Source organism: Pseudogemmobacter hezensis (assembly GCF_013155295.1).
Taxonomy (GTDB): Bacteria; Pseudomonadota; Alphaproteobacteria; order Rhodobacterales; family Rhodobacteraceae; genus Pseudogemmobacter; species Pseudogemmobacter hezensis.
Genome location: NZ_JABJXT010000008.1, coordinates 1 through 14,263, shown reverse-complemented (window position 1 = coordinate 14,263; position 14,263 = coordinate 1). Strand labels below are relative to the sequence as shown.

Here is a 14,263-nt window from a genome sequence, read left to right as displayed (position 1 = left end):
TCATATGGGCGACGAGCATAACGCCCGCCGCGACTGGATCAGTCCATCGCCTTGAAATTCAGCGAGGCGCCTTCTTTGATGCCCGAGAACCAGCGCGCCGTCACCGTTTTCGTCTTGGTGTAGAAACGCAGCGCATCGGGACCATATTGGTTCAGATCGCCAAAGGCCGACTTTTTCCAGCCGCCAAAGGTGAAATAGCTCAGCGGCACCGGGATCGGGAAGTTGATGCCAACCATGCCGACATTCACCCGGCTGGCGAAGTCGCGGGCGGTATCGCCATCGGCGGTGAAGATCGCGGTGCCATTGCCGTATTCATTGTCGATCACCAGGTTCAGCGCCTCTTCATAGCTTTCCGCGCGCACCTGGGTCAGAACCGGGCCAAAGATCTCTTGCCTGTAGATCTCCATCTCGGGGCTGACATTGTCGAACAGGGTCGGGCCGACGAAGAAGCCATTCTCATAGCCCTGCAGCTTGAAGCCGCGGCCATCGACCACCAGTTTCGCCCCCTGTTCCACACCCGAATCGATCAGCCCACGGATCCGCTGCGCCGAAGCGGCGGTGATCACCGGCCCGAAATCGACATCGTCACCTGCGGTATAGGGGCCGACTTTCAGCTTTTCGATGCGCGGCACCAGCTTTTCGATAAGCGCATCGGCGGTTTTCTGACCAACCGGAACCGCGACCGAGATCGCCATGCAACGCTCGCCCGCAGCACCAAAACCGGCGCCGATCAGCGCATCCGCCGCCTTGTCGAGATCGGCGTCGGGCATGATGATCATATGGTTCTTCGCGCCGCCGAAGCATTGCGCGCGCTTGCCGTTGGTTGCGGCGCGGCCATAGATATATTGCGCAATCGGGGTCGAGCCGACAAAGCCAACCGCCTGGATCACCTCATGATCAAGGATCGCATCGACGATTTCCTTGTCACCATTGACCACCTGCAGCACGCCATCGGGCAGCCCCGCTTCTTTCAGCAGTTCCGCGAGGTAAAGCGAGGTCGAGGGGCAGCGCTCGGACGGTTTCAAGATCATCGCATTGCCGGACACGATCGCCGGTGCCAGCTTCCACAGCGGAATCATCGCCGGGAAGTTGAAGGGCGTGATGCCAGCCACAACGCCAAGTGCCTGCCGCATCGAGTAAATATCAATGCCGGGGCCTGCGGAATCGGTGAACTCGCCCTTCATCAGCGCAGGCGCGCCCATGCAGACCTCAACCACTTCCAGCCCGCGCTGCACATCGCCTTTGGCATCGGGAATGGTCTTGCCATGCTCGCGCGAGACCATCTCGGCCAGCTTTTCCATGTCGCGGTTGATCAGCGCGGCGAAGGCCATCATCACGCGGGCGCGGCGCTGCGGGTTGACGGCCTGCCATTTCAGCTGCGCTTTCGCGGCAGACTGGATCGCGGCGTCCAGCTCGGCCGGGGTGGCCAGCGCAAGACGGGCCTGCACTTCGCCGGTTGCGGGGTTGAACACATCGGTAAAGCGGCCCGAGGTGCCCTTAACCAGTTTCCCGTCGATCCAGTGACCAATCTCAGCCATGGCTGTTCCTCCGATTTGCGATTGCTTTGGCAGAAAACTACCATTGCACATTTGCTGATCAAAGCACCATTATCCCAAATGTATTTTGCAATTTTGCAAGACTCAGCCTTAACACGGGGGCAGGATGGACTGGGATGATCTGCGCATTTTCCTTGAAGTTGCGCGATATGAAAGCCTGTCGGGGGCCGGGAAGCGGCTCAGGATAGATGCGGCAACCGTTGGGCGACGGATTTCTCGTTTTGAAGAGGCGCTCGGCCAGCGTCTTTTTGCCCGCAGCCCCCAGGGCTATCAGCTGACCCCGGCAGGCGAGCGGCTGCTGCCTGCCGCCGAACGTGCCGAGGCGGCGATGCTGGCCGCAGCCGAGGCCCTGGCAAGCCCGGGCGGCGGCGAGGCGCTGACCGGGCTGATCAGGCTGGGGGCGCCCGATGGTTGTGCGAACTATCTTCTGCCCTCGGTTATCTCGCGGATTTGCGCTGAAAATCCAGGGCTTGAGGTGCAGATCGTCGCCTTGCCACGGGTGTTCAACCTGTCAAAACGTGAGGCGGATATGGCGATCGGCGTCTCACGCCCCGAGGCCGGGCGGCTGACAGTGCAAAAGCTGACCGATTACCGCCTGGTGCTGGCAGCCTCTGACGCCTGGCTTGCCGCCAATCACATACCGCTTTCACGGGCCGAGCTGAAAGGCTTGCAATTCGTGGGCTATATCCCGGATCTGATCTTTGACAAAGAGCTGGACTACCTGGCCGAGCTTGGCGCCCCCCAGGTGGCGATTTCCTCGAATTCGGTCTCAGTCCAGCTGAATTTTCTGCGCCAGGGGGCAGGGGTCGGCATCGTTCATGATTTCGCGCTGCCAGCCGCGCCCGAATTGCGGCAGATCCTGCCTGAAGAGGTGGGGCTGACGCGGTCTTTCTGGCTGATCCGGCATGCCGATGACGGGCGCGTGCAGCGACTGAACCGCTTTGCGCAACTCCTGATCCGCGAGACAAGGGCCGAGATGGCCCGGCTGGAAATGGGCGGCTCTGGCCATCACGACACGCAGAAGGCTTGACAGATGAGATGCGCTGGCGGACGCTTCTTCTGACAACCAGGGGAAGTGAGGAGACGCCCATGCTTGTCAGCCAGATCCTGAAATCAAAGCCCGAGGGCGTTATCAGCATCGCGCCGGAGGCGACGATTGCCGAGGCCGCCGCTCTTTTGTCTGAAAAGCGGATCGGGGCACTGATCGTCTCAAGCGACGGGAAAACCGCGCAGGGTATCCTGTCAGAGCGTGACATCGTGCGCGAGTTGGGGCGCACGGGGCCCAGCTGCCTGTCAAACCGGGTGAGCGAGCTGATGACGGCAAAGCTGGTTTCATGCACCAGCGGCGACACCAATACCGCGGTGCTGCAGCAGATGACCGATGGGCGCTTTCGCCACATGCCGGTGATCGAGGGCGGCAAAGTGCTGGCCATCATCACCATCGGTGACGTGGTCAAGGCAAGGCTGCAGGAACTGCATGCCGAGAAAGACGCGCTCGAAGGGATGATCATGGGCTATTGAGGCCAGTCATGCCCTGTCACCGGGGCATGACTTCGGCGATTTGATCTTGCGCAGAAGCGGGCGATACTGTTGCTTGCGCCAGCGATAGCGGGATCAAAAGGGGTTTAGCCATGCGCATCGGTCTTTATCCGGGAACATTCGATCCTGTTACGCTCGGCCATACCGACATTATCCGCCGCGCATTGGCGCTGGTGGACCGGCTGGTGATTGGTGTTGCGATCAATCGTGACAAGGGGCCATTGTTCAGTCTGGAAGAGCGCGTTGCGCTGCTGGAGCCTGAATGCGCCGCGATTACCGCAGAATGTGGCGGCGAGATTGTCGTGCATCCCTTTGAAAACCTGCTGATCAACTGCGCCCGTGATGTTGGCGCCAGTGTTATCGTCCGTGGCCTGCGGGCGGTTGCCGATTTTGAGTATGAATTTCAGATGGTCGGCATGAATCGTGCTTTGGACGATACTGTAGAGACTGTATTTCTGATGGCCGATGCGCGGCGCCAGGCAATCGCCTCACGGCTTGTCAAAGAGATCGCGCGCCTTGATGGCGATGTCAGTCGCTTCGTGCCGCCTGCTGTCGCTGTGGCATTGGAACAAAAATACAGAACATAAAACCAGGGGCGCAAAGCATCCGCTCGCGCCCCGATTTCCTGGAGGAAATCGGCACGGATTTTTCGAAAAATCCGTGCCCCTGGTTTGCTGGTTCAGATCAGCCGCCCCATCGCCACAGCAGTGTCTGCCATGCGGTTCGAGAAGCCCCACTCATTGTCATACCAGCTGAGAACCGAAACCATGGTCCCGTCCATGACTTTGGTCTGATCGATGTGGAAGATCGACGAATGCGGGTCATGGTTGAAATCCGACGACACATTCTTGAACTTCGTATAGCCCAGAATGCCTTTCAGCGGGCCATCTGCGGCCGCAATGATCGCATTGTTGATCTCTTCGACCGAGGTCTCGCGCTTTGCGATGAACTTCAGATCAACGACCGAGACATTCGGGGTCGGCACGCGAATTGCGAAGCCATCAAGCTTGCCTTTCAGTTCCGGCAGCACGAGGCCCACGGCTTTCGCAGCACCGGTTGAGGTCGGGATCATCGACAGGGCCGCCGCACGGGCGCGGTAGAGATCCTTATGCATCGTATCCAGCGTCGGCTGATCGCCGGTATAGCTGTGGATCGTGGTCATCATGCCTTTTTCGATGCCGATCGCATCATTGATCACCTTCGCCACCGGCGAGAGGCAATTCGTGGTGCAGCTGGCATTCGAGACCACCAGATCGTCTTTGGTCAGGGTCTTGTCGTTCACACCAAAGACGATGGTCTTGTCGGCGCCATCACCCGGGGCCGAAATCAGCACACGCTTTGAGCCATTTTCGAGATGCGCGAGGCATTTCTCTTTCGAGGTGAAGATGCCGGTGCATTCCAGAACGACATCGACATCCGACCAGGGCAGCTCGGCGGGGTTGCGCAGCGCGGTCACGCGGATCGGGCCACGGCCAACATCAATCCAGTCAGGCCCGGTCGTCACTTCGGCCGGGAAACGACCATGGACCGAGTCGAAACGCAACAGATGCGCATTGGTCTCAACCGGACCCAGATCATTCAGCGCCACAACCTCGATATCGGTGCGCCCCGATTCGATGATCGCACGCAGGATATTGCGTCCGATGCGGCCAAATCCATTGATTGCAACCTTGACAGCCATGACCTGTTCCTCCGGTGCTGCGGTGTCTTTGCGCTACCCATGTGCAGCGCTGCGGCTTTGATGCCCCTGCATCGGCCTGCTAGCGCTAACAACACCGAAACGCAGAAAAATGCAATGCAATCCTGGCGCAATCAGCGCCAGAATTGCACCCAATCCACAAGATAGACAAATTTCCTTGCCATGAAGAGCAGGTACTCTCCCTGGTTCAGCAGCAGATCGGCACCGATGGCCGCCGCCAGAACAAGCGCAAGATAGAGGGCAACGCGATCTGTCACTCAGGTCTCCCGGGTCATTCCGGGACCTTAGCCCGGGTCTTAGCCAGCAAGGCGCCCCATTGCCGCCGCCACATCGACCATCCGGCAGGAGAAACCCCATTCATTGTCATACCATGCCAGAACGCGAACGGAACGGCCAACCACCCGCGTCTGATCCGGTGCGAAGATCGATGATTGCGGAGTATGATTAAAATCGATTGAAACCTTGGGTTCCGGATCATAGGCCATGACCATGCCCATATAGCCCTGCGCGGCCTCGCGCACGATCTGGTTTACCTCTTCGGCGGTGACGGATTTCGCGGCGATAAAGGTCAGATCGACCGCCGAGACATTCGGCGTCGGCACGCGGATGGCGGATCCATCCAGCTTGCCCTTCAGTTCCGGCAGCACCTCGCCGAGCGCTTTCGCAGCCCCGGTCGAAGTCGGGATCATCGCCATTGCGGCCGAACGCGCCCGGTAAAGGTCTGAATGGCGGCGATCGAGCGTCGGCTGATCCCCGGTGTAAGAGTGGATCGTGGTCATGATCCCGGATTCGATCCCGATCGTGTCATTAAGAACCTTGGCCAGCGGCGCCAGGCAATTCGTGGTGCAGGACCCGTTCGAGACCACCAGATGCTCGGGCAGAAGCGAGCGGTGATTGACCCCGTAAACCACCGTCAGATCGGCATTCTTCGCCGGGGCAGAGACCAGAACACGCTTGGCACCACGCCCCAGATGAACGGCGGCCTTGCTGCGCTCATTGAAGTTGCCGGTGCATTCCAGGACGACATCGACGCCCTCCCAGTCCAGCTCTTCGGGGTTGTAGGTCGACATCACCCGGATCGGGCCGCGGCCCAGATCCAGCGCGCCGCCCTCAACCTTTACCGTGCCCGGAAAGCGGCCATGGACCGAGTCGTATTTCAGAAGATGCGCATTGGTCTCAATCGGGCCGGTCGCATTGATGGCAACCACCTGCACATCATTGCGGTTCGATTCGGCGATATGGGCAAGGGTGCAGCGGCCAATCCGGCCAAATCCGTTGATACCGACGGTGATTGTCATCTGCTGCATCTCCGGTTGAGGGGGCATGCTGGCCCTGGGTTTGATTGTCCCTAGCCGTGCCGCCCCCATATTCAAAGCATAAAAACGACGCAATTTCATCATGTTAGCGCAAACCAGAGATGTTTGCGCTAGCGCTTGCGGTAACAGTGGCGGCGATCCGCCCGTTTTGCGCCAGCCCGCCTGCCCGCAGATCGGCCCGAAGGGGCGGGCAGGCGGCGGATACCAGGGAAGGGGAGCATCTTTTCCACGCTCCCCCTTGCTGTGGCACGGTGATTCCCCGACACAGGGTGCTGCAGAGATTTACAGGTGTGACATGAGCGGACTTCTGGCGCTGTTGGATGATGTGGCGGCGATTGCCAAGGTTGCGGCGGCGTCGGTCGATGATGTCGCGGCGGCGACGCTGAAGGCTGGCAGCAAGGCGGCGGGGGTGGTGATTGATGATGCCGCCGTGACGCCGAAATATGTGACCGGGTTTCAGCCCGCCCGCGAGCTGCCGATCATATGGCGCATCACCCGGGGCTCTTTGCGCAACAAGCTTTTGATCCTTTTGCCTTTGCTGCTGGCGCTTGATGCGTTTTTGCCGGTTGTCATCACGCCCTTGCTGATGCTGGGCGGGGCCTATCTGTGCTTTGAAGCGGCGGAAAAGCTGTATCACGCCTTTTTCGCCCATGCGCCGGCCCATTCGTCTGCGGCGGATGAGGGGGCTTCGCAAGGTGACGCGCTGGCGCTGGAAGAGGAAAAGATCGCAGGCGCGATCAAGACGGACTTCATCCTCTCGGCTGAGATCATGACGATTGCGCTTTCGACGATCGACACCCCCGAGCTGTGGATGAAGGCGGTGGTGCTGGCTGTGGTTGGCACGCTGATCACCATCGCGGTCTATGGGGCGGTGGCGATGATCGTCAAAATGGATGATGTCGGGCTGCACCTTGCCTCTGGCGGGCGGCTTGCGCCTGTGCGTGCGCTTGGGCGTGGGCTGTTGCGCGGCATGCCAGTGCTGCTGCGCGTGCTTTCGGTGGTGGGCACGGCGGCTATGGCCTGGGTCGGCGGCAATATCGTCGTGCATGGGCTGGAGGTCACCCATCTGTGGGCCTTGCCCTATGAGGTGATCCGCGATCTGGCCGCGAAAGCCGCAGCTATGGTGCCGCAGGTGGCGGGCCTGGTCGAATGGCTGGTCACCGCCGCGCTGGATGGGGTGATCGGGGTGCTGCTGGGGGCCTTGCTGATCCCGGTCGTAGCCAAAGTGATCCTGCCGCTGTGGTCAAAGCTGAGCGGCAAGGCCCATGCGGCGCATTAAGCCCGCCCATGGTGTGAAAAACACAGCGGCTCAGGCGTGGGATTCTCAGGCGAGGGCTTTCCTGCCGCGCCTGAGCATCGAGGCGGTGTAGATAACCAGAGCCAGCCAGATAAAGCCAAAAGCCACCAGCTTGATCATGCTGAATGCCTCGTTGAATACGAAAACCGCGATCAGGAAGATCATGGTCGGCGCTATATATTGCATCATTGCAATCGTGGTCAGCCGCAGCCGCTTGGCGCCATTGGCGTAAAGGATCAGCGGCCCGGCGGTGACCAGCCCCAGCAGCACCAGCATCAGGCTTTGCCAGCCCGGGCCATGCAGGAAGACCATCCGGCCGCTTATGCCGAACCAGGTGATGACCACCAGGGCCGGGATCAGGAGCACCAGCACCTCAAGCGCAAAGCCCTGATTGGGGCCGATGGGCAGGCTCTTTTTGAAATAGGCATAGATGCCCCAGGTCAGCGTCATCCCCAGGGCAAGGAAGGGCAGACGCCCGGCCTCAACCGTCAGGATCACCACGCCGATTGCGGCCGAGGCAATGGCCAGCCATTGCACGGAGCTGAGCCGTTCGCCCAGCAGGATACGCCCCAGCAGAACCGAGAAAAGCGGGTTGATGTAATAGCCCAGCGCCGCATCCAGCGCCCGGCCTGAGGCGATTGCCCAGACGTATAGGCCCCAGTTCAGCGACAAAAGCCCCGCCGTCACCATTGCCATTCCCAGCATGGCCGGGTTGCGCAAGGCCGCCTTCAGCCCTGAGATCCGCCCCGTCAGCGCCAGCACCAGAAAGGCCACAGGCAGCGCCCAGATCACCCGATGCGCCACCACCTCAACCGGAGAGACCTGGTCGAGTTGCTTCATGTAAAGCGGCAGGAAACCCCAAAGCACATAGGCACCGAGGGCGTAGAGAAAGCCCGAAAGGCTGTCGCCGCTGTCAGGGCTTTGGCCGGGCTGAGACAGGGGCTGCGACACAGGTTGCAACACGGGCTGGGGTGTTTGACGCGGTTCCATAGCTTCCCCTATCGTGCATAGCGCATCCCGGCGAGATCTGATCTTGTGACGGATACAAGTTCAACCCGGATTTCGGGCGCTGCTCTGCCTGGCCGGGCGGCCGGCCGATGCGAATGGCCAGTGCGGATTTCTGGGGCAGCCTTAACTGGGGCCGCATTTTCGCGGGCATACCCCTGATGGGCGGCTTTCAGACGGGCAGGGCCCAGCCAACCGGGGCCAGCTCATAACCCTCAAAGCGAAAGCCGGGGCTGACGGTGCAGGACATCAGCGACCAGGCGCCGCTGGTCTCGGCGCTTTGCCACCAGCCTGCTGGCACGATCAGCTGACACTGCTGGCCGGCAAGCACATCGGGGCCCAGGATTTGCGTTGCGGCCCTTCGCTCGCCCATCAGGATCTGCAGCGGCGCCCCCGCATGCCAATGCCAGATCTCATCTGCATCGACGCGGTGCCAGTGGCTGCGCTCGCCCGCGCGCAGCAAAAACAGGATCGCAGATCCGACCGAGCGCCCCTCACGTGCCGGGCCGCGCCAGGTTTCACGATACCAGCCGCCCTCGGGATGGGGCTGCAGGCCCAGCTGTGCGATCAGCTTCGTGGCGACATTTGCGGCCGCATCTGCGCCAATCCCCGCCAGGCTCATATTTCCCTCCAACGCCCCGGAGAAATACCGGCCAGGGTCCAGTCACCGACGCGCCAGCGGATCAGGCGCAGCGTGGGCAGGCCAACCGCCGCCGTCATCCGGCGGACCTGACGATTGCGCCCTTCACGTATGGTAAGCTCAATCCAGGCATCAGGCACGGATTTTCTGACCCGGATCGGCGGGTCACGCGGCCAAAGCCAGTCGGGTGCCTGAATTATGCGCGCACGGGCGGGCAGGGTAGGGCCGTCGTTAAGGATGACGCCCTTTTCCAGCGCCGAAAGTGCCGCCTGATCGGGGCTGCCCTCGACCTGGGCGTAATAGGTCTTTTCGGTCTTGTGCTTTGGATCCGAGATCCGCGCCTGCAGCCGCCCATCATCGGTCAGCACCACCAGCCCCTCAGAGTCGCGGTCCAGCCGCCCGGCAGGATAGACGCCAGGCTGATCAAGCACCGCAGACAGCGTCGGGCGTGGGCTGGGGCTCTTCAGATCGGTGAACTGGCAGAGCATGTCATAGGGTTTGTTCAGAAGGATAATGCGGGACATGGTGTTATCTTGCATGCGGCGCGGGTGGCGAAAAGCGCCCATTTGGCCAAAGGGTTCAGTTTGTCGCGCAGGCATGCCAGTCTTGGCAATCGGCTGGTTTGGTTACGTCAAAGGTGCGCGATGACATGGAAGATCTTCGGGCTGCGGCTCTGGCTGAACCGCCGCCGGTCTTTTGTATTCGTCAGCGTTGTGGTCATTGCCGCCGCCCTGTGGCTTTCGCTGCTCAGGCCCGACGGCAAGTTGGCCCCGGATGAGGTCATGCCCGGGATTCTGCTTCGAAGCGCTGGCCTCGCCATGGGGATTGGACTCCTTGCCAGCTGCCTTGCGGCGGTGGTGCCCGCAATCCGCTGGATACCTGATGTTCTCAGCGTCATGACTGTGGGGCTGTTGCCTGTAGCGGTCCTGGACAATTACTGGCTCTTGCCCGACTCGCTTCTTTTTAAGGCCATTCTGTGGTCAATTCTGTATGGCACTTTGTTGTGGATTGCCATCACACCTGGCCGCGGCAGAGGGGCGGGGCCTCAGGTTACCGTGCTTGCGCGTGCGAACAGCCGCCTTGAGCGAGACAGGCTCTGGCCGTGGCTGGCGCCCACTCCTGATTGCAATGTGGGGGCCCTGAGTCGCAGGATCGGAGAGTTTAAATGGATCGAGCCGGGGAGGAGTTTCAGCTATCTCTCTGCCGCAAATATCCACGCCCGTATGGAGGCTGAGATCGAAAGCCTGGACCGGCCGGATCAGGTGATTATCCGCTGGCGGGCCAGCCCGGAAATCGCGCAAAAGCTGCTGAACCCCGAGGGCAGGCTTACGACCAGTCTCACAGACCGGGCAATCGGCTGCCAGGTTGAGCAAAGCTATGAGTTTCCGGCTTTATCCCTGCGGATGCGGGCGCTGGCCTGGCTGGACGACAGTTTCACCCGCAACCTTGTCGAGGGAATCTATGAGACCGAAAGCTGCAAAGAACCCTGACCCGATCAGGCAATCCCTTGGCGCAGCCAGCCAGGAAAATCAGCCAAACCGCTCAGATCGAGAAAGAGGTGCCGCAGCCGCAGCTGCTTGATGCATTCGGGTTCTCGATCACGAAGCGCGCCCCGATCAGCTCTTCGGTGAAGTCGATCACCGCGTTTTGCAGGAAGGGCAGCGAGACCGGATCGACCAGCACCCGCTGGCCGTCTTTCTCAAAGACCAGATCCTCAGGGCCCGCCTGGCCCAGCACGATCTCATACTGGAACCCCGAGCAGCCACCGCCAAGCACGCCGATGCGCAGGGGCTGCGCCTCGCCGGTGATTTCGGCAATCTCGGCCAGCCGCGCGAAAGCACGGTCGGTGACGCGGGGCAGGGCGTCAGCAAAGGGGGCGGCATCGGGGGGAAGCGTAAGTTCCATGGCTGTTCCGGTATCTTTCAGCGCGTTCTGCGAATATAGGAAGCCCGAATGCGCCCCACAAGCCCGGAAGCAGACCTTATGCTCGCCCCCTATGCCTGCCAGCCCGAAGCCTCGCATGGACGGCTTCATGACGAAGGAATGAGCACGTTCCGCTCGCCGTTTCAGCGTGACCGGGATCGGATCATCCATTCTTCGGCCTTTCGGCGCCTCAAGCACAAGACCCAGGTCTTTGTCGAACATGAGGGCGATTATTACCGCACCCGTCTGACCCACTCGATCGAGGTGGCGCAGGTGGCGCGCACGATCTCGGGCGTGCTTGGGCTGAACACCGATCTGGCCGAGGCGATCGCGCTTGCCCATGATCTGGGCCATACGCCTTTCGGCCATACCGGAGAGGATGCGCTGGCGCGGCTGATGCAGCCCTATGGCGGCTTTGACCACAACGCCCAGGCGCTGCGTATCGTCACTAGGCTTGAACGCCATTACGCGGGCTTTGACGGGCTGAACCTGACCTGGGAGACGCTGGAAGGCATCGCCAAACACAATGGCCCGGTGATCGGCCCCAATGCCGATGAAAAGCACAAGCACGACCCTGACCATCTGCCCTATGCGCTGGATGAGGTGAACCGCGCCTGGGATCTGGAACTGTCCACCCATGCCAGCGCCGAGGCTCAGGTGGCGGCCATCGCCGATGATGTCGCCTATTCGCATCACGATCTGCATGACGGTCTGCGCTCGGGCCTTTTCACCGAAGAAGACCTGATGGAGCTGCCCGTTGCAGGCCCGGCTTTCCGCGCAGTGGATGAGCTATACCCGGGCCTCGACCGCATGCGCCGCCGTCATGAGGCGCTGCGCCGGGTCTTTGGCCGGATGGTCGAAGACGTGATCCATGTCGCGCAAAACCGGCTTGAGGCCGCGCAGCCGCAATCGGTGGATGAGATCCGCCATATGGGCACGACGATCATCCGCTTCTCGAAACCGCTTTACCAGGAGCTGAAAGCGGTGCGCAGTTTCCTGTTCCAGCGCATGTATCGCGCCCCTTCCGTGATGGAGGTGCGGGCGAAGGTGACAGGCGTGATGGATGATCTTTTCCCGCTTTTCATGAACGACCCGGCGCTTTTGCCCGCCGAATGGCAGGAAGACATCAGGGCCGCAGGCGATGAGACGCTTCTGGCGCGGATCGTGGCCGATTATGTCGCCGGGATGACCGACCGTTTTGCGATCCAGGAACATGCGCGGCTTTTCAACCGCGCCCCCGTCACCGCAACGATCTGAGGCTGTCACCGCCTTCGCCCCAATGCTGGCGGGTCATAAGCCCGCCAGATCCGGACACTTTCTCAGTCGCGGCGGCTGGCCGCGAAAAGCCAAAGGAAGGCCAGCCCAAGGGAGGCAATCGCATTCCAGGCCGCCATTGAAAGACCGATAAACGACCATGCAATCGCGTCGCAGCGGATAACCGGGGCAGACGCCAGGCCAGGGTTCATCAGATCCGATGCCGATATCCCGGCAACGGAGCCTTGCGTGCAGGTCGAGGCAAATTCCCACCAGCCCTGCTCGACACCCGCATGGAAAAAGCCGATCCCGGCTGTCGCCAGGGCCGCCAATGCCCCCAGCCAGGGCCAGATCCGCCAGCGCGTTACAGCCCAGGCCAGCAGGATCACCACCGCCGCCGCATGGGGCCAGCGCTGCCACAGACACAGCTGGCACGGGTGCAGCCCGCCGATATACTGAAACGCAAAGGCCCCGGCCAGCAGTGCCGCAGAGCCCAGCCCGGCCACAGTAATGGCAGAAGATTTCAGGCCCATATCCGCCCTCGCTTTCCTTGTTTTCGCGGTTTTCGCGTCATGCATAGGCCTGTGCCGCGCAAAGGGAAAGGGATCGCAATGCACTGATCACTCTGGCGTGACACGGGGGCAGGGGCCAGAAAGCGCCACTTTGCCACGTCAGGGCAATTCGCCGGGGCCTGTCCGCGCCGGGAAAACCGGGGAAAGCAGCGTTGGACAGACCGCAATCAGGGCTTTCCCAGCACGGGCGCGCCCGCTAGATTTGGCGAAGATTTCAGTTGGAGTGACCAGGATGCAATGGAAAGGCCGCCGCGGCAGCAACAATGTCGAGGATCGCCGCGGTCAGCGTGGCACTGGCATGCGCACGGGCGGGGCCGCCGGTGTCGGGGGCCTTGGCCTGGTTGCGGTCTTTGTCATTGCGCTGGTTCTGGGCGTCGATCCGACCCAGCTTCTGAACCAGACCGGGCTTGGTGATGGCGGCCAGACTGGCGGGCAGGGCGCTTATCCTCCCCAGGAACTGAGCGCTCAGGAAAAGGCCGCCGGAGAGTTCGTTTCCGTCGTGCTGGGCGACACCGAAACCGTCTGGGCCGATCTGTTTCGCAGCCAGCTGAACCAGAGCTATCGCCCGGCGACGCTGGTTCTGTTCAGCAATGGAACCCAGTCGCCCTGTGGTGGCGCGTCAGAGGCGACGGGGCCATTCTATTGCCCGGCAGATCGCAAGGTCTATCTCGACACCGCCTTTTTCACCACGCTTGAGCGCCAGCTGGGCGCCGGTGGCGATTTTGCTGCGGCCTATGTGGTCGCCCATGAAATCGGCCACCATGTGCAAAACGAACTGGGCATTCTTGGGCGTGCCAATACCCTGCGCCGCCAGCTCAGCGAGACGGATTCAAACCAGGTCTCGGTGCTGATAGAGCTGCAGGCGGATTGCCTCTCGGGCGTCTGGGCGCATGAGGCGCAAAAGACGCTGGGCGTGGTCGAAAGCGGCGATTTTGACGAGGCGCTGAACGCGGCCCGCCAGATCGGAGACGATACGCTGCAAAGAAACGCCGGTCGCCGCCCGATGCCGCATACCTTCACACATGGCACCTCGCAGCAAAGGGAGTCCGCATTCAATTCCGGGCTGCGCAGCGGCAGGATCCAAACCTGTCTGAAGCTGACCGATCAGATCCTGTAGGACTCAGCCTGAATGGCGACGGGGCTTGTGCGCCGGCAAGCGCCGCTACGCCATTCAGAAGCTTCGCAACGCCGACCTCTGCCTCGCGCTCCAGGATCCAGCTATGGTTCATGTCGAGAGCGGCATTGTTGCAGAAGTCGTGGATTGGCCGGACGCTCCCCTTTCCCCGCAGTGTTCATGCCACGCGTTCGATCTCGGCAGTGCCGAGTGCATTGAAGCGGTTCATGAGTGCTACGCGGATCTGGACCTCGGCGGTTTGGCGATCCGGATCACGTGATGCGATGCGTTCCCCGAATGCCTTGAGTGGAGCAGGTGAACGCCATCGGTTCAAGAGAACCTGCGACG

16 protein-coding genes are annotated in these 14,263 nt (G+C 61.4%); 7 read left to right on the top strand and 9 right to left on the bottom strand.

The window, feature by feature from the left end:
- Positions 1-38: 38 nt before the first annotated feature.
- Positions 39-1,538 carry a CoA-acylating methylmalonate-semialdehyde dehydrogenase gene (locus HOY34_RS10380; protein WP_172362505.1) on the bottom strand — a complete coding sequence of 500 codons (1,500 nt, stop codon included), beginning with the start codon at positions 1,536-1,538 and terminating at the stop codon, positions 39-41.
- A 124-nt stretch (positions 1,539-1,662) separates the two neighbouring features.
- On the opposite strand from HOY34_RS10380, the gene HOY34_RS10375 reads away from it, so the two are divergent.
- From HOY34_RS10375 to coaD, 3 genes are all read left to right on the top strand, one after another.
- Complete coding sequence (locus HOY34_RS10375; RefSeq protein WP_172362503.1) at positions 1,663-2,586, top strand: LysR family transcriptional regulator; 924 nt, start codon at positions 1,663-1,665, stop codon at positions 2,584-2,586.
- Positions 2,587-2,645: 59 nt separating this feature from the next.
- Positions 2,646-3,077: a CBS domain-containing protein gene (locus HOY34_RS10370; protein ID WP_172362501.1), complete on the top strand. Its 432-nt coding sequence runs from the start codon at positions 2,646-2,648 to the stop codon at positions 3,075-3,077.
- Positions 3,078-3,187: 110 nt separating this feature from the next.
- Positions 3,188-3,682, top strand: a complete 495-nt coding sequence (coaD, locus tag HOY34_RS10365; RefSeq protein ID WP_172362499.1) for a pantetheine-phosphate adenylyltransferase — start codon at positions 3,188-3,190, stop codon at positions 3,680-3,682.
- A 92-nt stretch (positions 3,683-3,774) separates the two neighbouring features.
- On the opposite strand, the gene gap (HOY34_RS10360) is transcribed toward coaD, so the two are convergent.
- The 3 genes from gap (HOY34_RS10360) to gap (HOY34_RS10350) form a co-directional block, all read right to left on the bottom strand.
- Positions 3,775-4,776 (bottom strand): type I glyceraldehyde-3-phosphate dehydrogenase, encoded by a 1,002-nt coding sequence (gene gap, locus HOY34_RS10360; protein WP_172362497.1) that lies wholly within the window; start codon positions 4,774-4,776, stop codon positions 3,775-3,777.
- A gap of 131 nt (positions 4,777-4,907) precedes the next feature.
- Positions 4,908-5,051 (bottom strand): hypothetical protein, encoded by a 144-nt coding sequence (locus HOY34_RS10355; RefSeq protein ID WP_172362495.1) that lies wholly within the window; start codon positions 5,049-5,051, stop codon positions 4,908-4,910.
- 39 nt (positions 5,052-5,090) lie between these two features.
- Complete coding sequence (gap, locus tag HOY34_RS10350) at positions 5,091-6,092, bottom strand: type I glyceraldehyde-3-phosphate dehydrogenase (protein ID WP_172362493.1); 1,002 nt, start codon at positions 6,090-6,092, stop codon at positions 5,091-5,093.
- Between the two features lie 313 nt (positions 6,093-6,405).
- Here gap (HOY34_RS10350) and HOY34_RS10345 point away from each other — a divergent pair, with 313 nt between their 5' ends.
- Positions 6,406-7,389 (top strand): DUF808 domain-containing protein, encoded by a 984-nt coding sequence (locus tag HOY34_RS10345; protein WP_172362491.1) that lies wholly within the window; start codon positions 6,406-6,408, stop codon positions 7,387-7,389.
- Positions 7,390-7,434: 45 nt separating this feature from the next.
- On the opposite strand, the gene rarD is transcribed toward HOY34_RS10345, so the two are convergent.
- From rarD to HOY34_RS10330, 3 genes are all read right to left on the bottom strand, one after another.
- Positions 7,435-8,397: an EamA family transporter RarD gene (gene rarD, locus HOY34_RS10340; protein ID WP_172362489.1), complete on the bottom strand. Its 963-nt coding sequence runs from the start codon at positions 8,395-8,397 to the stop codon at positions 7,435-7,437.
- Positions 8,398-8,584: 187 nt separating this feature from the next.
- Entirely contained in the window at positions 8,585-9,034 is a 450-nt protein-coding gene (locus HOY34_RS10335) for a cupin domain-containing protein (protein WP_172362487.1), read from the bottom strand.
- The gene (locus HOY34_RS10330; RefSeq protein WP_172362485.1) at positions 9,031-9,576 is read right to left on the bottom strand and encodes a pseudouridine synthase; all 546 of its coding nucleotides are present in this window, start codon (positions 9,574-9,576) and stop codon (positions 9,031-9,033) included. Before HOY34_RS10330 ends, HOY34_RS10335 begins: the two co-directional genes overlap by 4 nt.
- A gap of 120 nt (positions 9,577-9,696) precedes the next feature.
- On the opposite strand from HOY34_RS10330, the gene HOY34_RS10325 reads away from it, so the two are divergent.
- Entirely contained in the window at positions 9,697-10,542 is an 846-nt protein-coding gene (locus HOY34_RS10325; protein WP_172362483.1) for a hypothetical protein, read from the top strand.
- Between the two features lie 52 nt (positions 10,543-10,594).
- Here the strand turns inward: HOY34_RS10325 and HOY34_RS10320 are convergent, their stop codons facing one another.
- Positions 10,595-10,957: a HesB/IscA family protein gene (locus HOY34_RS10320; RefSeq protein WP_172362481.1), complete on the bottom strand. Its 363-nt coding sequence runs from the start codon at positions 10,955-10,957 to the stop codon at positions 10,595-10,597.
- Between the two features lie 78 nt (positions 10,958-11,035).
- Here HOY34_RS10320 and HOY34_RS10315 point away from each other — a divergent pair, with 78 nt between their 5' ends.
- A complete protein-coding gene (locus HOY34_RS10315) occupies positions 11,036-12,232 on the top strand; it encodes a deoxyguanosinetriphosphate triphosphohydrolase (protein ID WP_172362887.1) in 1,197 nt (398 codons plus the stop codon).
- A 62-nt stretch (positions 12,233-12,294) separates the two neighbouring features.
- Here HOY34_RS10315 and HOY34_RS10310 read toward each other — a convergent pair whose 3' ends face one another.
- Positions 12,295-12,762 (bottom strand): disulfide bond formation protein B, encoded by a 468-nt coding sequence (locus tag HOY34_RS10310; protein WP_172362479.1) that lies wholly within the window; start codon positions 12,760-12,762, stop codon positions 12,295-12,297.
- A 271-nt stretch (positions 12,763-13,033) separates the two neighbouring features.
- Between HOY34_RS10310 and ypfJ the strand changes: the two genes are divergently transcribed.
- Positions 13,034-13,918, top strand: a complete 885-nt coding sequence (gene ypfJ, locus HOY34_RS10305) for a KPN_02809 family neutral zinc metallopeptidase (protein WP_172362477.1) — start codon at positions 13,034-13,036, stop codon at positions 13,916-13,918.
- Positions 13,919-14,263: the final 345 nt, after the last annotated feature.